This is a genomic window from Nonomuraea sp. NPDC050643 (genome assembly GCF_040654715.1).
Lineage (GTDB): Bacteria > Actinomycetota > Actinomycetes > Streptosporangiales > Streptosporangiaceae > Nonomuraea.
In genome coordinates, this window is record NZ_JBFAIM010000047.1 from 96,322 (window position 1) to 112,352 (window position 16,031).

At 69.5% G+C, this 16,031-nt stretch carries 18 protein-coding genes; 7 read left to right on the forward strand and 11 right to left on the reverse strand.

Annotation, left to right across the window (positions count from 1 at the left end; genetic code table 11):
• Positions 1–2: 2 nt before the first annotated feature.
• The 5 genes from AB0I15_RS43890 (at position 3) to AB0I15_RS43910 (ending at position 3,884) form a co-directional block, all read left to right on the forward strand.
• On the forward strand, positions 3–533 hold the full coding sequence (locus AB0I15_RS43890) for a CGNR zinc finger domain-containing protein (RefSeq protein ID WP_358110131.1): 531 nt from the start codon (positions 3–5) through the stop codon (positions 531–533).
• A gap of 44 nt (positions 534–577) precedes the next feature.
• Positions 578–1,186 carry a GNAT family N-acetyltransferase gene (locus tag AB0I15_RS43895; protein ID WP_358110135.1) on the forward strand — a complete coding sequence of 203 codons (609 nt, stop codon included), beginning with the start codon at positions 578–580 and terminating at the stop codon, positions 1,184–1,186.
• 15 nt (positions 1,187–1,201) lie between these two features.
• Positions 1,202–2,077, forward strand: coding sequence for a 1,4-dihydroxy-2-naphthoate polyprenyltransferase (locus tag AB0I15_RS43900; protein WP_358110137.1), 876 nt, complete (start codon positions 1,202–1,204; stop codon positions 2,075–2,077).
• A 23-nt stretch (positions 2,078–2,100) separates the two neighbouring features.
• Positions 2,101–3,099, forward strand: a complete 999-nt coding sequence (locus tag AB0I15_RS43905; RefSeq protein WP_358110140.1) for an adenosine deaminase — start codon at positions 2,101–2,103, stop codon at positions 3,097–3,099.
• 65 nt (positions 3,100–3,164) lie between these two features.
• Positions 3,165–3,884, forward strand: coding sequence for a GAF and ANTAR domain-containing protein (locus AB0I15_RS43910; protein WP_358110143.1), 720 nt, complete (start codon positions 3,165–3,167; stop codon positions 3,882–3,884).
• Here AB0I15_RS43910 and AB0I15_RS43915 read toward each other — a convergent pair.
• From AB0I15_RS43915 to AB0I15_RS43940, 6 genes are all read right to left on the reverse strand, one after another.
• A complete protein-coding gene (locus tag AB0I15_RS43915) occupies positions 3,879–4,367 on the reverse strand; it encodes a GNAT family N-acetyltransferase (RefSeq protein ID WP_358110146.1) in 489 nt (162 codons plus the stop codon). The two genes, AB0I15_RS43910 and AB0I15_RS43915, sit on opposite strands and share 6 nt — an antisense overlap.
• A 147-nt stretch (positions 4,368–4,514) precedes the next feature.
• On the reverse strand, positions 4,515–5,252 hold the full coding sequence (dapB, locus tag AB0I15_RS43920) for a 4-hydroxy-tetrahydrodipicolinate reductase (protein WP_358110149.1): 738 nt from the start codon (positions 5,250–5,252) through the stop codon (positions 4,515–4,517).
• Between the two features lie 10 nt (positions 5,253–5,262).
• Positions 5,263–6,573 carry a pitrilysin family protein gene (locus AB0I15_RS43925; RefSeq protein ID WP_358110153.1) on the reverse strand — a complete coding sequence of 437 codons (1,311 nt, stop codon included), beginning with the start codon at positions 6,571–6,573 and terminating at the stop codon, positions 5,263–5,265.
• Positions 6,570–8,900, reverse strand: a complete 2,331-nt coding sequence (locus AB0I15_RS43930) for a polyribonucleotide nucleotidyltransferase (protein WP_358110156.1) — start codon at positions 8,898–8,900, stop codon at positions 6,570–6,572. The genes AB0I15_RS43925 and AB0I15_RS43930 overlap by 4 nt, the downstream gene beginning before the upstream one ends.
• Before the next feature lie 330 nt (positions 8,901–9,230).
• The gene (gene rpsO / locus AB0I15_RS43935; RefSeq protein ID WP_358110159.1) at positions 9,231–9,500 is read right to left on the reverse strand and encodes a 30S ribosomal protein S15; all 270 of its coding nucleotides are present in this window, start codon (positions 9,498–9,500) and stop codon (positions 9,231–9,233) included.
• A gap of 185 nt (positions 9,501–9,685) precedes the next feature.
• Positions 9,686–10,087, reverse strand: a complete 402-nt coding sequence (locus AB0I15_RS43940) for a VOC family protein (RefSeq protein WP_358110162.1) — start codon at positions 10,085–10,087, stop codon at positions 9,686–9,688.
• 76 nt (positions 10,088–10,163) lie between these two features.
• On the opposite strand from AB0I15_RS43940, the gene AB0I15_RS43945 reads away from it, so the two are divergent.
• Complete coding sequence (locus AB0I15_RS43945) at positions 10,164–10,793, forward strand: TetR/AcrR family transcriptional regulator (protein ID WP_358110165.1); 630 nt, start codon at positions 10,164–10,166, stop codon at positions 10,791–10,793.
• Positions 10,794–11,042: 249 nt separating this feature from the next.
• On the opposite strand, the gene AB0I15_RS43950 is transcribed toward AB0I15_RS43945, so the two are convergent.
• The gene (locus AB0I15_RS43950; RefSeq protein WP_358110169.1) at positions 11,043–11,969 is read right to left on the reverse strand and encodes a bifunctional riboflavin kinase/FAD synthetase; all 927 of its coding nucleotides are present in this window, start codon (positions 11,967–11,969) and stop codon (positions 11,043–11,045) included.
• Between the two features lie 82 nt (positions 11,970–12,051).
• Between AB0I15_RS43950 and AB0I15_RS43955 the strand changes: the two genes are divergently transcribed.
• The gene (locus tag AB0I15_RS43955) at positions 12,052–13,074 is read left to right on the forward strand and encodes an SAM-dependent methyltransferase (RefSeq protein ID WP_358110172.1); all 1,023 of its coding nucleotides are present in this window, start codon (positions 12,052–12,054) and stop codon (positions 13,072–13,074) included.
• Between the two features lie 95 nt (positions 13,075–13,169).
• Here AB0I15_RS43955 and truB read toward each other — a convergent pair whose 3' ends face one another.
• Genes truB through AB0I15_RS43975 form a run of 4 tightly spaced genes read right to left on the reverse strand, consistent with a single transcriptional unit; the run spans position 13,170 to position 15,882 of the window.
• On the reverse strand, positions 13,170–14,048 hold the full coding sequence (gene truB / locus AB0I15_RS43960; protein WP_358110177.1) for a tRNA pseudouridine(55) synthase TruB: 879 nt from the start codon (positions 14,046–14,048) through the stop codon (positions 13,170–13,172).
• A complete protein-coding gene (locus AB0I15_RS43965) occupies positions 14,048–15,094 on the reverse strand; it encodes a DHH family phosphoesterase (RefSeq protein ID WP_358110180.1) in 1,047 nt (348 codons plus the stop codon). Before AB0I15_RS43965 ends, truB begins: the two co-directional genes overlap by 1 nt.
• A complete protein-coding gene (gene rbfA / locus AB0I15_RS43970) occupies positions 15,091–15,546 on the reverse strand; it encodes a 30S ribosome-binding factor RbfA (protein WP_358110183.1) in 456 nt (151 codons plus the stop codon). Before rbfA ends, AB0I15_RS43965 begins: the two co-directional genes overlap by 4 nt.
• Positions 15,547–15,585: 39 nt before the next feature.
• Positions 15,586–15,882: a DUF503 domain-containing protein gene (locus AB0I15_RS43975; protein ID WP_358110186.1), complete on the reverse strand. Its 297-nt coding sequence runs from the start codon at positions 15,880–15,882 to the stop codon at positions 15,586–15,588.
• Between the last annotated feature and the right edge of the window lie 149 nt (positions 15,883–16,031).

Here is a 16,031-nt window from a genome sequence, read left to right on the forward strand (position 1 = left end):
ACATGCCGTTCCCCGCGGAGCTCGTACGAGACTTCGTGAACACCTACGACGTCGAGGCCGAGTCGGACGAGCTGTCCTCCCCCGCCGAGCTGGCCCTCTGGTTGCGTGAACGCGGCCTCGCCGGGCCCCGCGACCGGGCCACCGACGACGACCTCCACACCGCGCACTCCCTGCGTGAGGGCCTCAGAGCGGCCCTCAGACGCGAGGCGGCCGAGCTCCCCGCGCTGCCCTTGCGGGTGATGGTGGCGGCCGATGAGGGACCCGCGCTGGTGGCGGCCGAGAACGGCGTACGGGGCGGGCTGGCGGGCATCGCCGCGGCGGCCGTGGCGGCCTCGTGGGATCGTCCGGCGTGGGACCGGCTCAAGGTGTGCGCGGAGGGAACCTGTCAGTGGGCGTTCATCGACTCGTCGAAGAACCGTTCCCGCTCGTGGTGTTCCATGCGGGTATGCGGCAACCGCACCAAGACACGCGCTTACCGGGCGAGGAAGCGGGGTTCGCGTCGTCTCCAAGGGTCAAACACCGATACGGTGTAACTCGTGCCTTGTGGCATGAACGGCAGGCGAAGGAGCGGGCCGAGATGGCAGACGTAGGCGTCCGGGCGGCCCGGCGCGAGGATGTGCTCCAGGTTGCGAATACTCAGATCCGCGCCTGGCGCTACGGCTATCGGGATTTCCTCCCCGAGGGCCCACTCGAGCAGATGACGGGCGCGGCGGCGGAGAAGATGTGGCTGCGCCAGTGGGACGAGGCGATCGTCGCCCCTCCCACTGCCATGCATCGGGTGCTGGTGGCGGTCGAGACCATCCTCGACACCGAGGGTTTTCCGGCTCTCGGCGCCGGTGGCAGCGCCGCCCTGGTCACCCCCCGCGGTGGGGAGCGCGTGGTCGGGCTGGCTTCGCATGCCCCCGCCGAGGATCCCGACCTTGACCCCACCGTTGTGGCCGAGATGCTGACCTTGCTGGTCGACCCCGATTTCGTCCGCCGGGGCCACGGCAGCCGCCTGCTCAACGCCACGGTCGACTACCTGCGCGACGACGGCTTCCGGCAGATCGTCACCTGGGTGTTCGCCGACAACTACGCGGTGCTCGGTTTCCTGGAGTCGGCCGGATGGGGCGAGGACATGGCCGAACGCGTACTCGACATGGGCCGCCCGATCCGCATGGTCAGGCTCACCACGGACATCAGCTAGAGGTTGAAGAAGGACATGGCTACCCCGGGCCAGTGGATCGCCGGCGCCCGCCCCCGCACGCTTCCCAACGCCATCGTGCCCGTCATGGTCGGCACCGGCGTGGCGATCGGCGAAGGCGGCTTCGTATGGTGGCGAGCGCTCCTGGCGCTGCTCGTGGCGCTCTCCCTGCAGATCGGCGTCAACTACGCCAACGACTACAGCGACGGCATCCGTGGCACCGACGACCAGCGCGTCGGCCCGATGCGGCTGGTGGGCTCGCGCGCGGCCACGCCCCGGCAGGTGCTGACCGCCGCGCTGGGCTGTTTCGCGCTGGCGGCGGTGCTGGGGCTCGTCCTGGTCGTCGTCACGCAGGCGTGGTGGATCCTGCTGGTGGGGGCGGCGGCGATCGCGGCCGCCTGGTTCTACACCGGCGGCAAGCACCCCTACGGCTACCGCGGCCTGGGCGAGCTGGCCGTGTTCGTGTTCTTCGGGGTCGTGCCCGTGGTCGGCACGGCCTACGTGCAGACGGAGCACCTGAGCTGGGCGGCGTTGTTCGCCTCGATCCCGGTGGGGTTGCTGTCGTGCTCGATGCTGGTGGTCAACAACCTGCGCGACGTCGGCACGGACGGCCAGTCGGGCAAGCGCACGCTGGCGGTCGTCCTGGGGCCCGAGCGCACCCGTACGCTCTACGTGGCCTGCCAGATCGTGCCCTTCGTGGTGGCGCCGGCGATGATCCCCATCACGCCCTGGGCGGCGCTCGTGCTGCTCGCCGCGCCGCTGGCGATCCAGCCGATCAGGACGGTGCTGGGCAAGGCCGTCGGCCCGGCGCTGATCGCGGTGCTGCAGCAGACGGGCAAGCTGCAAATGGCCTACGGGCTGCTGTTCGCGGTCGGGCTGGCCATCATTTTCTGAGCGCCGTCTTCTAAGGTGGTCCGGTGAAGGATTTCATCGCCGGCCTGCCCAAGTGCGAGCTGCACCTGCACATCGAGGGCACGCTGGAGCCCGAGCTCAAGTTCGAGCTCGCCCGGCGCAACGGCCTCGAGCTTCCGTACGCGACCGTCGACGAGATGCGGGCCGCCTACACCTTCGACAGCCTGTCCTCGTTCCTCACCATCTACTACGAGGGCATGCGGGTGCTGCGCACCGAGCCCGACTTCTACGACCTGGCCATGGCCTACCTGCGCAAGGCGGCCGAGCAGAACGTGCGCTACGCGGAGATCTTCTTCGACCCGCAGGCGCACACCTCGCGGGGCGTGCCGTTCGACGTGGTGATCCGGGGGCTCCGGCGGGCCCTGATGGACGCCGAGGCGCGGCTCGGGGTGCGGGCGCAGCTCATCATGTGCTTCCTGCGCGACTTCCAGGCCGAATACGCGATGGCGACGCTGCTGGAGTCGCTGCCGTACAAGGAGTGGATCGCGGGCGTCGGGCTCGACTCCGACGAGAGGGGCAACCCGCCGAGCAAGTTCGCGGCCGTCTACGAGCGGGCCCGGCAAGAGGGCTACCTGCTGACCATGCACTGCGACGTGGACCAGGACAACGCGATCGAGCACATCCGCCAGGCCATCGAGGACATCGGCGTCGACCGGATCGACCACGGCGTCAACCTCCTGGAGGACCAGCGCCTGGTGGAGGCGGTGCTGGAGCGGGGCATGGGGCTGACGTGCTGCCCGATCTCCAACGGCTACGTGACCGACTCGATGAAGGTCGAGGGCATCCGCAAGCTGATGGACCTGGGCGTGCGGGTGACGATCAACTCCGACGATCCGGCGTACTTCGCCGGCTACGTCGAGGAGAACCTGCTCGCGCTGCAGGACGCGCTCCAGCTCACCCGTGGGGAGCTGGCCCAGCTCGAGCGCAACGCCTTCGAGATCACCTGGTTGCCGCGGCGGGTGAAGGACGCGTACCTGGCCGAGATCGACGCGTACGTCTCGTGATGGCGTCATCGAAGGGCTAACCTTAGAGGCCCAACAGGCCGAGGCAGCCAGCGCGAGGGATTGTGGTGAAACGGCCCAACGTGCCCACGGACATCGCGGAGTTCGAGCGGGCACTAGCCGAATGTCTCACCATCGCCGTCCGGGCGATGCCCGATTCTCCGATGCTCAGCATCACGCTGCGCGGGGACAACAGGATCCGCACGGTGGCCTGCTCGCACGCGCGGGCCGAGCTGCTCGACGGGCTGCAGGCGGCCGCCGGGCGGGGGCCCGTGCTCGAGGCGATCAAGATCGGGCGGCCGGTGACGGTGGGTGACCTGGCCACCGACGCCCGCTGGCAGCGTCTGGCGGCGGAGTCGCCGGAGGTGCACCAGGTGCACTGCGAGCCGCTGGAGTCGGAAGGGGCACTGCTGGGCGTGCTCACGCTCTACTCGCGCGGTGAGCGGAAGCTCGCCGAGGAGAGCCTGCTCGTCGCGCGGGTGACCGCCGGGCACGTAGGTGTGCTGTTCCGCACGGCGCTCGACGTGGCCCGGATGCGGGAGGTGGCGGCGCAGCTCAAGGAGGCGCTCAACACCCGGGCGATCATCGACCAGGCGCTCGGCATCGTCATGGCGCAGCGGCGGTGCACGGCGCATCAGGCGTTCGAGATCCTGCGCCACGTGTCACAGGACAAGAACGTCAAGCTGCACCAGGTCGCGGCCACGATCGTGGAGACGGTGAGCGGAGAGCCGCCCCAGCGCACCCGCTTCCAGGAGCCACCCCAGCGAACGATCGGCCGCAGCTCATAGCCCGACCAGCGGACGGCCCATGACCACGCGTGGCGCGATCTCGATGCCGAGCTCCCGCTCGTGCTCGACCAGCGCCCGCAGCTCCGGCCCCCACTCGGGTGCGGCCATCACGGAGAACCCGTGCCGCGCGTACCACGGCGCGTTCCAGGACACGTCGCGGTACGTCGTCAGCGTCACGGCCGGCGCCCCGACCGCGCGCCCGTGGTCGAGCACCGCCGTCATCAGCCGCCCGCCGATGCCCTGGCGCATGTCGTCGGGACGCACGGCGAGCTGGTCGAGGTGCAGATTGCCGTCGATGTGCCCGATCAGCGCGAACCCGGCCGGCGGCTCTCCTTCGACCAGCACGGTCCCAGGGTCGTCGACCTCTTCGATCATGGTGGTCCCCGGCGGGAACACGATGCCCACCTGTTCGAAGAGCCGATCGGCGGCCAGCTCTATGGAGACCAGTCCGGGTAGTTCGCCCCGTTCAGCCCATCGCACCATGGCGACACGATCTCATGGTTCGGGTGGATCTCGCCGCTCGTATTAGGGTTGAAGATCGTAGGCCCGGCTGTGCGGAGCCGGGACCCTCTCCTCACGACGTGCCCACGACCGGCCTGGTGGTGGGCACGTCGTGTGCGCCCGCTCAGGTCAGAGATCGAGCAGTGGTTCGAGGCCCACGGTGAGGCCGGGCAGCTCGCGCACCCTGCGCACGCCGAGCAGCACGCCCGGGGTGAAGGCCGCCCTGCTCATCGTGTCGTGCCTGATCGTGAGGATCTCGCCGTCGCCGCCGAGCAGCACCTCCTGGTGCGCGATCAGCCCGGACAGGCGCACGGCGTGCACGTGGACGCCGCCGACGTCGGCCCCGCGGGAGCCGTCGAGCGCGGTGGTGGTCGCGTCGGGCATCGCGCCCATCCCGGCCTTGTTACGCGCCTCGGACACCAGCTCCGCAGTGTGGCGGGCCGTGCCGGAGGGCGCGTCGGCCTTGTTGGGGTGGTGCAGCTCGACGATCTCGACGGACTCGAAGTAGCGGGCCGCCTGCTGCGCGAAATGCATCATGAGCACGGCCGCGATGCCGAAGTTGGGGGCGATCAGGCAGTTGGTGCCCGGGTTGGCCGCGAGCCATCCGCGCACGGTCTCCAGCCGCCCCTCGTCGAACCCGGTCGTGCCCACCACGGGGTGGATGCCGTGGCCGATGGCCCACTGGAGGTTGTCCATCACCACACCGGGATGGGTGAAATCGACCACCACCTCGGCGCCCTCGAGCCCCTCGATGGGGTCGTCCTTGTCGAGCGAGGCCACCAACTCCATGTCGGTGGCCGCCTCGACCGCCTTGCACACCTCGACGCCCACACGCCCACGGGCGCCGAGCACACCTACCCTGATCACACGGGCAACCTTAGCGAATGATGTCGGCGAAGTCCTTGTCACCGTACGGGCCGATGACCGCGAGCGTCAGCGGCCGGTTGAGCACGTCGCCGGCCACCTCGGCGATCTCGTCCGGGGTGACGGACTCGATGCGCGAGAGCACCTCGTCGACGGACATGAGCTCCTCGTAGACCAGCTCGTTCTTGCCGATGCGCGACATGCGCGAGCCGGTGTCCTCCAGGCCGAGCACGAGCCCGCCGCGCATCTGCCCCTTGCCACGCATGATCTCGTCGGCGCTCAGCCCTTCGGTCACCACCCTGGACACCTCGTCCCGGCAGATCTTGAGCACGTCGTCGATCTTCGACGGCAGGCAGCCCACGTAGATGCCGAACTGCCCGGTGTCGGCGTAGGCCGAGGTGTAGCTGTAGGCGGAGTAGGCCAGGCCGCGCTTCTCCCTGATCTCCTGGAAGAGCCTGGACGACATGCCGCCGCCCAGTGCCGCGTTGAGCACGCCCAGCGCGAACCTGCGCTCGTCCGTACGGGACAGGCCGGTCGTGCCGAGCACCAGGTTGGCCTGCTCGGTGGGCCGGTCGAGCACGCGTACGCCGGACCGCGCCTCGGCCCCCGGGCCGCTCGTGCGCGGCGGCGCGAACTCGGCCGGGCCGCTCAGCGCGCCCGCCCGCTCGTAAGCCCTGGCGACCAGCTCGACGACCTCTTCGTGCCGTACGTTGCCCGCCACCGACACCACCGTGCGCGGCGGCTGGTAGTAGCGGTGGTAGTACTCGGCGATCCGGTCTCGCGCCAGGGTGTTGATCGACTCGACCGTGCCCAGGATGGGCCGGCCGATCGGCGAGTCTCCGTAGAGCGCGCCGGCGAACTGCTCGTGCACCACGTCGGAGGGGTCGTCGTCGTGCATGGCGATCTCTTCGAGGATCACGCCCCGCTCCGAGGCGACGTCGTCGTCGGTCACCAGCGAGCTGGTCACCACGTCGGCGAGCACGTCCACCGCGAGCGACAGGTCCTCGTCGAGGACCCGCGCGTAGTAGCAGGTGTACTCCTTGGCGGTGAAGGCGTTGATCTCACCGCCAATGCCCTCGATGGAGGCGGAGATCTCCATGGCGTCGCGTGTGGGGGTGCCCTTGAACAGCAGGTGCTCAAGGAAGTGGGTGGCCCCCATGTGCTCGGGGGCCTCGTCACGCGAACCGATGCCGACCCACATGCCGACCGCGACGCTGCGCACGGTCGGCATGGTCTCGGTCACCACGCGCAGGCCACCCGGGAGGACGGTGCGCCTGACCACCCCGGCACCGTCCTTGCCGGGGTGGAGCGTGGTAGTCGTCACGAGTTCCGGTCGTCTCCCTCAGTGCGGGTGCTGCGCACGCGCGTACGGGTACGGCGCGGCCGCTCGGACTTCTCGTCGGACGAAGCCGCGGCATCGGCCTGCTCAGGAGCCGGCTCGGAACCGCCGTCGGCGCCCTTCGCCTCCTTCTCCGCGGCCTCCTTCTCGATGACCTCGACCGGCACCAGGGAGAGCTTGCCCCGGCCGTCGATCTCGGCGATCTCGACCTGGATCTTCTCGCCGACGCTCATGACGTCCTCGACGTTCTCGATCCGCTTGCCGCCGTGCAGCTTGCGGATCTGGGAGACGTGCAACAGGCCGTCCTTGCCCGGCATGAGCGAGATGAACGCGCCGAAGGCCGCGATCTTGACGACCGTGCCCAGGTAGCGCTCCCCGACCTCCGGCATGTGCGGGTTGGCGATCGCGTTGATCGCCGAACGGGCGGCCTCGGCGGAGGGCCCGTCGGTGGCGCCGATGTAGATCGTGCCGTCGTCCTCGATGGTGATCTCGGCGCCCGTGTCGTCCTGGATCTGATTGATCATCTTGCCCTTCGGGCCGATGACCTCGCCGATCTTGTCCACCGGGACCTTGATCGTGATGATGCGCGGCGCGGTCGGGTTCATCTCCGCCGGAGAGTCGATCGCCTCCTGCATCACGTCGAGGATCGCCAGACGGGCGCCCTTGGCCTGCTTCAGCGCGCCCGCCAGGACGCTCGCGGGGATGCCGTCGAGCTTGGTGTCGAGCTGCAGCGCGGTGATGACGTCCTTGGTGCCGGCGACCTTGAAGTCCATGTCGCCCATGGCGTCCTCGGCGCCCAGGATGTCGGTCAGCGTGACGTAGGTGTCACCCTCGCCGATGAGGCCCATCGCGATGCCCGCGACCATCTCCCGGAGCGGCACACCGGCGTCGAGCAGCGCCATCGTCGAGGCGCAGACCGAACCCATCGAGGTGGAGCCGTTGGAGCCGAGGGCCTCGGAGACCTGGCGGATGGCGTACGGGAACTCCTCGCGGGTCGGGAGCACCGGGATCAGCGCCCGCTCGGCCAGCGCGCCGTGACCGATCTCGCGACGCTTGGGCGAGCCCACCCGGCCGGTCTCACCGGTGGAGTAGGGCGGGAAGTTGTAGTTGTGCATGTAGCGCTTGGTGCGCTCGGGGTTGAGCGTGTCGATGACCTGCTCCATGCGCAGCATGTTGAGGGTGGTGATGCCCATGATCTGGGTCTCACCGCGCTCGAACAGCGCCGAGCCGTGCACCCGGGGCACGACGTGGACCTCGGCCGACAGGGCGCGAATGTCCTTCGTGCCGCGGCCGTCGATGCGCACGCCCTCCTTGATGACCCGCTCGCGCATGAGCTTCTTCATCACCGAGCGGAAGGCGCCGGAGATCTCCTTCTCCCGGCCCTCGAACTCGGGCAGGAGCTTCTCGGCGGCCAGCGCCTTGACCTTGTCCAGCTCGTTCTCGCGCTCCTGCTTGCCGGCGATGGTCAGCGCGGAGGCCAGCTCGTTCTTGATCGCGGCCTCGACGGCGTTGTACACGTCGTCCTGGTATTCCAGGAAGACCGGGTATTCGGCCGTCTCCTTGGCGGCGACCTGCGCGATGCGCGACTGCGCCTCGCACAGCACCTTGATGAAGGGCTTGGCGGCCTCGAGACCCTGCGCGACGGTCTCCTCGGTGGGCGCGACCGCGCCTTCGGCGACCAGCTTGAGCGTGTCCTTGGTGGACTCGGCCTCGACCATCATGATCGCGACGTCGCCGTCCTCGAGGACGCGCCCCGCCACGACCATGTCGAACGTGGCCCGCTCCAGCTCGTGGTGCGTCGGGAACGCCACCCACTGACCGTCGATCAGGGCGACCCGCACGCCACCGATCGGGCCGGAGAACGGCAGGCCGGCGAGCTGCGTGGACAGCGAGGCGGCGTTGATGGCGACCACGTCGTAGAGGTGGTCGGGGTTGAGCGCCATGACGGTGGCGACGACCTGGATCTCGTTGCGCAGGCCCTTGACGAACGACGGGCGCAGCGGCCGGTCGATCAGGCGGCACGTGAGGATGGCGTCCTCGGACGGACGGCCCTCACGGCGGAAGAACGAGCCGGGGATGCGGCCCGCGGCGTACATGCGCTCTTCGACGTCGACCGTGAGCGGGAAGAAGTCGAACTGCTCCTTCGGAGCCTTGGACGCGGTGGTCGCCGACAGCACCATCGTGTCGCTGTCGAGATAGGCGACGGCGGAACCCGCCGCCTGGCGCGCGAGCCGGCCGGTCTCGAACCGGATCGTACGCGTGCCGAAAACGCCGTTGTCTATGACGGCTTCAGCGGTGTGGACACCCTCCACGGGGGACCTCCTTGTGGTCGGTCTCCCGCGCCCTTTTTCTCACCGGCACCCTCGTTAGGTGCAGCGCCGGTCTTCGATCGAAGCGCCCGGTCGAGGAATGCTGTCATTCCTACCGGAAGCCACTACCGAGGACCGGCCCGCAGGCGTCGCGGGTCGCATGGTGCTAAGCGGACGCGGGGGCTGTGTGTCTCGGATTTTCAGTTGTACGTCAGGCGCGGGGCCGTTTTCACGTCGCCACGCGCCTGGCCGTGTGCTCTCACACGGGTCCCTACCCACCTGGGAGTGACCCATATGAGAAGGGAGCGGCGCGGACGCCGCTCCCTTTCCATGTTATCGGCGCAGGCCGAGCCGCTCGATGAGCGTACGGTAGCGCTGGATGTCGACCTTCTGCAGGTACTTCAGCAGGCGGCGCCGGCGACCGACGAGCAGAAGCAGACCACGACGGCTGTGGTGGTCGTGCTTGTGCGTCTTCAGGTGCTCGGTGAGCTCGCTGATGCGCTTGCTGAGCAGCGCGATCTGGACCTCGGGCGAACCGGTGTCGCCGTCGCCCGTCGCGTACTCGTCAATGATGGTCTTCTTGGCAGCGGTGTCGAGGGACACGGCTCTCCTTCAATCTACGGACACGCGCGAATGAAATTGAGAGCGCGAACGACCGTGCGTGCCTACAGTCGCCGCGTGAAGGCCGTCATGGGCAGCGCGCAGCGCCGCCGCTACAGAGCCGACATGCAAGGCTACCACCAAGTGTCCCGTGCTCGGTGCCCCTGTTCCCGGCGTGGTGGGCTTGCTCAAGCGTATTGGGCGGCGAACTCGGGGGAGGGTGCGATGGGGGTGATGACGTCCACCAGCACGCCGCTGGGGTCGGCCACGATGAAGTGCCGCTGGCCGAAGTCCTCGTCGCGCAGCGCCAGCTCGGGGACCAGGCCCTCGCCCTGGACGAGCCGCTCCCATTCGGCGTCCACGTCGTCCACCTCGAAGTTGAGCAGCAGGCCCGCCACCGGCCTGCGGTAGGCGGCGGGCAGGGTCGGGTGCGTGTGGTCGAGCAGGGCCAGCTCGTGGGCGCCGCGCCGCAGGCTCACGTACCAGTCGGCCTCGAAGGTCACCTCGAACCCGAACAGGCGCACGTAGAAGTCCTTGGATTCGGCCATTTTGTCGGTGCAGATCACCGGATAGAAGCTGCTGAGCCGCATGAATCGTCCTTTCACATACCGTCGGTATGCGAGAGTACGCTAGTTCGCCTACCATCGGTATGTCAAAGGGGGCGCGGTGAGCAGAGCCGAGCAGCGGGAACGGACCAGGCGGACGCTGGTGGCCGAGAGCAGGCGCCTGTTCGCGGCCAAGGGCTACGCGGCGGTGGGCCTGGCGGAGATCGTGCGCGAGTCGGGGGTGACCAAAGGAGCGCTCTACCACCATTTCGAGGGCAAGACCGCCCTGTTCCGCGCCGTGCTGGAGGAGGTGCAGCAGGAGGTGGCGGCCCGGGTGGTCGCGGCGGCTGAGGCGGCCGAGGATCCGTGGGAGCGCCTCAAGGCCGGGTGCGCGGCGTTCGTCGAGGCGAGCGCCGACCCGGAGGTGCAGCGCGTCATGCTGCTCGACGGGCCCGCGGTGCTGGGATGGAACGAGTGGCGCGCCATCGACGAGGCCACCTCGGCCGCCCACCTGTCGGAGGCCCTGACGGCGCTGGTGGCCGACGGCACGATCCCGCCCCAGCCGGTGGCACCCCTCACCCGGCTGCTGTCGGGCGCGATGAACGAGGCCGCCCTGTGGCTGGCCCAGTCCACGGGACAGGCCACGGAGCAATTCACTGGGCAGTCCTCTGGGCAGTCCAGGGGGCCGAGCGACCTGGCGGACACGCTGGCGGCGCTGTCACGCCTGCTGGAGGCCCTGAAAACCACGTAACCGGCCAAGTGGGCGCTCCGTTACGGCGGCGCGCCACTGACCGGTCAGCGGGCGTTCCCCTGGACAGACGCCGGCCGGCGGCGGCGGGTGGCCGGCTTGCTCGACGTAAGGGATCGTCCCGCCGTAAGAGCAACGAACGAACGTAAGAACAACCCGACGCAAGAGCAACGCGACGTCAAACGACCCGATGTAAGAGCAGCCCACCGCAAGAGCAACGACCCGCCGCAAGAGCCGCCCGACGGATTCGGATCAGGTGGTCAGGCGGCGGGTGGCGGCGACGTCGGCGTGGATCTGTTCGATGAGCGCCTCGATCGACTCGAAGCGCGTGTTGCCGCGCAGCCGGGCCGCGAACTCGACCGCCACGTGCACCCCGTACAGCTCGAGGTCGTCCCGATCCAGCGCGTACGCCTCCACCGTCCGGGGCACGCCCTCGAAGGTGGGGTTCGTGCCGACCGAGATCGCCGCCGGCCACCGCTCCCCCGCGTACAGCGCGGGCAGGTTGGCCACCGCCACGCACTCCATCCACCCCGCGTAGACCCCGTCGGCCGGGATCGCCGTGTGCGGCGGCGTCTCCACGTTCGCCGTGGGGAAACCGAGCTGACGGCCGCGCTGGTAGCCGCGCACCACCACGCCCTCCACCCGGTGCGGCCGGCCGAGGTCGGCCCGGACGCCCTCGACGTCGCCCGTGACGAGACGCTCGCGGATCGCGGTCGAGGAAAGACCGTCAAGCGTGGGCACGGCCTCCACCACGAAGTCGTATTTATCGCCCAGCGTCCGCAATGTCTCAACATCACCGCTGGCCTCATGCCCGAACACGAAATCCGCACCCACCACCACGACGGCCGCCCGCAGCCGCTCGGCCAGCACGTTCTGCGCGAAGTCCGCCGGGCTCTGCCGCGACAGCCCCAGCGTGAACTCCACCGTCTCGACCTCGTCCACCCCCAGCCCGGCCAGCAACTCGGCCCTGCGCCGCGGGCTGGTGAGCCGCGGCGGGTGCGATCCGGGCCGCAGGACCTCGTCGGGATGCGGCTCGAACGTGACGGCCACAGTGGGCAACCCCCGCTCGTGGGCGATGGCGACGGCCCGCTCGACCACTCGCCGGTGCCCGCGGTGGATCCCGTCGTACACACCGACGGTGACGACAGACCTTCCCGAACCCTGCACGCTAGGCCCCATTCGCTCGACCGGATCAATCGCACACAAGCCTGCCATGCGCCTCGCCGTTCCCTCCAATCGAGGGGGGTTATGATCGGGCATCATGCCTCGCTACGCCCTTCTGATCCTGCCTGCCTTCAACCGGGTCTACGGAGAGAGCTCCATCCGGCTGACCCGCAGTGAGCTGGCCGTCTTCAGCTCGCGCGGCCTCGGCCGCGAGGTGCGCGACACCGAGGAGACCCGGATCGGCGGCGTCCCTTATGTGACGTTCGAGACCGCCGAGCCGCTCACCGAGGCCGACGTCTCGCTACTGTCCAACCTCTCCTCGGTCTACGCCGTCTTCGGGATGGAGGGCGAGCTGCTCAGGCCGCTGACCATGCGCCCGCGCGACCGGCTGAGCAGCGACCTGATCACCATCCAGAAATACGCCGGCAAGACCAACGAGCACTTCACCAAGCTGCTGCTCAACGTCACCGCGCTGGCCGCCGACAAGGGGCTGGGCGAGCGGTTGTCGGTGTTCGACCCGCTGTGCGGCCGCGGCACGAGCCTCAACCAGGCCCTCATGTACGGCTACGACGCTTACGGCATCGACGTCGACGGCAAGGACTTCGAGGCCTACACCGGCTTCGTCAAGACCTGGCTGCGCAACAAGAAGCTCAAGCACACGGCGGAGACCGTACCGGTGCGGCGGGAGCGGGCCCTGGTCGGGCGGCGCTTCAACGTCACGTTCGGCCTGTCGAAGGAGGCGGTCAAGGCGGGCGACGTACAGCACCTGACCGTGATCAACGCCGACACGCTCAGGAGCCGCGAGTTCTTCAAGCCACGCTCGTTCGACCTTTTGGTCGCCGACGCCCCCTACGGCGTCCAGCACGGCAGCAAGGGCGGCGGCCACGGCCTGTCACGCAGCCCGATGGACCTGCTGCGGCAGGCCGTCCCCGTCTGGGCGGAGCTGCTGCGGCCCGGCGGCGCGATGGGCCTCGCCTGGAACACCTACGGCGGCAAGAGTGCCGACCTCGCCGCGATCCTCACGGACGCCGGCCTCGAAGTGGTGGACTACCCCGACTTCGAGCACTGGGTGGACCAGGCGATCGTCCGCGACATCATCGTGGCCCGCAAGCCCACCTGACGCGCCCATCATCGTGGCCCGCAAGCCCACCTGACACGCCATCATCGTGGCCCGCAAGCCCCTGACGCGCCGTCATCGTGGCCGGCGGGCCCGCCTCAACCCGCCGCGGCGAAGACCGCGATGGGCTTGGCGACCTGGCCCTGCTCCTCCACCAGCGCCAGCAGTTCGCCGTCCGGGCCGAACACGCCGATCGGTCCCTCGCCGAGCCCGGCCGCGGGCAGTCGTCCGCCGTGGCCGATCACGCGCGCCTCCTCGGCCGTGACGTCTCTGCGCGGGAACGCCGCCGCCACCGCCTCCCCGATCGGCAGGATCACGCACTCCTCAGCCAGTCCCTCGATGCTCTTGGCCAGGGACAGGTCGTAAGGCCCCACCCGGGTACGCCGCAGCCGCGTCAGATGTCCCCCGACTCCGAGCGCGCCGCCCAGGTCGCGGGCCAGCGCCCGGATGTAGGTGCCGCTGGAGCAGGTCACGACCGCGTCGATGTCCACGACCTTCCCGGAGGCCCTGATGTCGAGTACGTCGAACGCGCGTACGGTGACGGGCCTGGCCCGCAGCTCGACCTCCTCGCCCGCCCGCGCCTTCTTGTAGGCCCGCTCCCCGTTCACCTTGATCGCGCTGACCTGCGGCGGAACCTGCATGATCGCGCCGGTCAGCGCCTCGACGCCCTTGTGGATCTCGGCCGCCGTGACGCCCGCGGCCGAGGTCGTGGCGGTGATCTCGCCCTCGGCGTCGTCGGTGTTCGTGCTCGCGCCGAGCCTGATCGTGGCCTCGTAGACCTTCTCGGTCAGCGTCAGGTGCCCGAGCAGCCGGGTCGCCTTCTCCACGCCGATCACCAGCACGCCCGTCGCCATCGGGTCGAGTGTGCCCGCGTGCCCCACGCGGCGGGTGCCCGCGATGCGCCGCATCTTGGCCACCACGTCGTGGGAGGTCCACTCGCCCGGCTTGTCGACGATGATCAGACCGCTCTCGGCCATCAAGCCTTCCCCAGCTCTCGCCTGAACTTCGCCATGGTCTCCTCCACACTGTCGTGGGAGGTGTAGCCGGCCGCGTTGTGGTGCCCGCCGCCGCCCAGCGCCGTGCACACGGCGCCGACGTCGACGGTGCCCTTGGACCGCGTCGACACCTGCCAGTCGCCCTGGTCGTCCTCCTTGAGCACGACCGCGACCTCGGCCTCGTCGGTGCGCCGCACGATGTCGATGATGCCCTCGAGCTCGGCGTACGGCAGCCCGTACGCGGCCCGGTCCACCCGCGACACGTACGTCCACACCAGCCCGCCCTCGAGCGTCACCCGGTCGAGCACGCGGGCCAGCACCTTGAGGTAGCCGAACGGCGAGCGGTCCCACAGCTCCCGGGCGATCTCGTCGGTATGCAGCCCGGTCGCCACCAGCCTGGCCGCCATCTGGTGCACGGCCGGCGTGGTCGAGGCGTACCTGAACGAGCCCGTGTCCGTCACCAGGCCCGCGTACAGGCACGTGGCGATGTCCCGGTCGAGCCGCCCGCCGAGCCGGTAGACGAGCTGCTCGGCCAGCACGGCCGTGGCCGCCGCCGTGGCGTCGATGAGGCTGAGCGTGCCGAACCCCTCGTTGGACGGATGGTGGTCCACCACGATGAGCTCACGCGCCATGGCGGCGTTCGCGCCCAGCAGCCCCAGCCGTTCGAACGTCGAGGAGTCGAACACGATCATCAGCTCGGGCGCGGCCGGATAGGCCTCCGGCGGCACCAGCATCTCCTGCCCCGGCAGGAACCGCAGCAGCCTGGGCACCGCGAAGTGGCGGTCGCCGAACGACGCCACCACCCGCTTGCCCATGGAGCGCAGCACGAAGGCGACGGCCAGCATCGAGCCGAGCGCGTCGCCGTCGGGAGTCACATGGCAGGCCAGCGCGACCTCGTCGATCTGGCCGATCAACCGCAGCGCCCGATCCCACGCCGACTCCGGGATCGGGCAGCTCTCCTCCGGCCGGCCGTCCGCCCGGGGCGGACGGCGCGGGCGGTCGGCCCGGTCGCGTACGTCGGGCGTCACGCCAGTTCTTCCCCACCCATGTCGGAGCCTTCCTCGTCGGGCTTCCGGTACGGGTCGGGCTCACCGGCGTAGGCGGCGCCCTGGGCCTGGCGCGCCACTTCGGCGTCCTTGGCCCTGGCCACATTGATCAACTCGTCGAGGTGCCGCGCGCTGTCGGGCAGCGGGTCGTGCGTGAACGTCAGTGTCGGGGCGAAGCGCACACCGGTCTGGCGGCCCACCTCGGAGCGGATGATTCCCTTGGCGCTTTCGAGGGCGGCCGCGCTGTCGGCCCGCTCGGCCTCGGAGCCGAACACCGTGTAGAACACCGTCGCATCGCGAAGGTCGGCGGTCACCCGCGTGTCGGTCACGGTGATGAAGCCCAGGCGCGGGTCCTTGATCCGGCGCTCCAGCATCTCGGCGACGATCTGCTGGATGCGATCGGCGAGCTTGCGCGCTCGTGCGGCATCCACCATGTTCGCTCCCCCTCACGCACGTTCTGGCCGTGCAGTCGTTCAATCTTCGTCGTTGTAGAGCCGATGCCGGGCCGACAGCAGCTCGATCTCGGGGCGGAAGGCCACCATCCGTTCGCAGGCGTCCAGTACCTCTTTGCAGTTACCCGCAGAGGCGGAGACAACCGCGACGCCGATCTCCGCTCTGCGATGCAGGTCGAGGTTGCCGGTCTCGGCCACCGCGACGCTGGGATAACGGCGCTGCAACTCGGCGATGAGCGGCCGTACGACAGAGCGCTTCTGCTTCAGCGATCTGACGTCGCCGAGCAGGATGTCCAGGGTAAGAGAACCCACATACATCGTTGGTCACCACCGCTTGACCTGGTGTGCTGAGTGCACGCCCGGCCTGGTGCGGTGGGATCGACGAACAGTTCTTCCCGGCCGGCAGTCCCGTCGCGGGCACCCTCGGCTCCTTCACCGCGTTCGCGGTCGGATTCCTGGCCCGTCCC

Bases quoted from the DNA above. Each gene is read 5' to 3' on its own strand.
- AB0I15_RS43890 (WP_358110131.1), top strand. From the start codon at position 3: ATGCCGTTCCCCGCGGAGCTCGTACGAGACTTCGTGAACACCTACGAC.
- AB0I15_RS43895 (WP_358110135.1), top strand. From the start codon at position 578: ATGGCAGACGTAGGCGTCCGGGCGGCCCGGCGCGAGGATGTGCTCCAG.
- AB0I15_RS43900 (WP_358110137.1), top strand. From the start codon at position 1,202: ATGGCTACCCCGGGCCAGTGGATCGCCGGCGCCCGCCCCCGCACGCTT.
- AB0I15_RS43915 (WP_358110146.1), bottom strand. From the start codon at position 4,367: ATGGTGCGATGGGCTGAACGGGGCGAACTACCCGGACTGGTCTCCATA.
- AB0I15_RS43940 (WP_358110162.1), bottom strand. From the start codon at position 10,087: ATGCGGCTCAGCAGCTTCTATCCGGTGATCTGCACCGACAAAATGGCC.
- AB0I15_RS43950 (WP_358110169.1), bottom strand. From the start codon at position 11,969: ATGGGGCCTAGCGTGCAGGGTTCGGGAAGGTCTGTCGTCACCGTCGGT.
- AB0I15_RS43955 (WP_358110172.1), top strand. From the start codon at position 12,052: ATGCCTCGCTACGCCCTTCTGATCCTGCCTGCCTTCAACCGGGTCTAC.
- truB (WP_358110177.1), bottom strand. From the start codon at position 14,048: ATGGCCGAGAGCGGTCTGATCATCGTCGACAAGCCGGGCGAGTGGACC.
- rbfA (WP_358110183.1), bottom strand. From the start codon at position 15,546: ATGGTGGATGCCGCACGAGCGCGCAAGCTCGCCGATCGCATCCAGCAG.
- AB0I15_RS43975 (WP_358110186.1), bottom strand. From the start codon at position 15,882: ATGTATGTGGGTTCTCTTACCCTGGACATCCTGCTCGGCGACGTCAGA.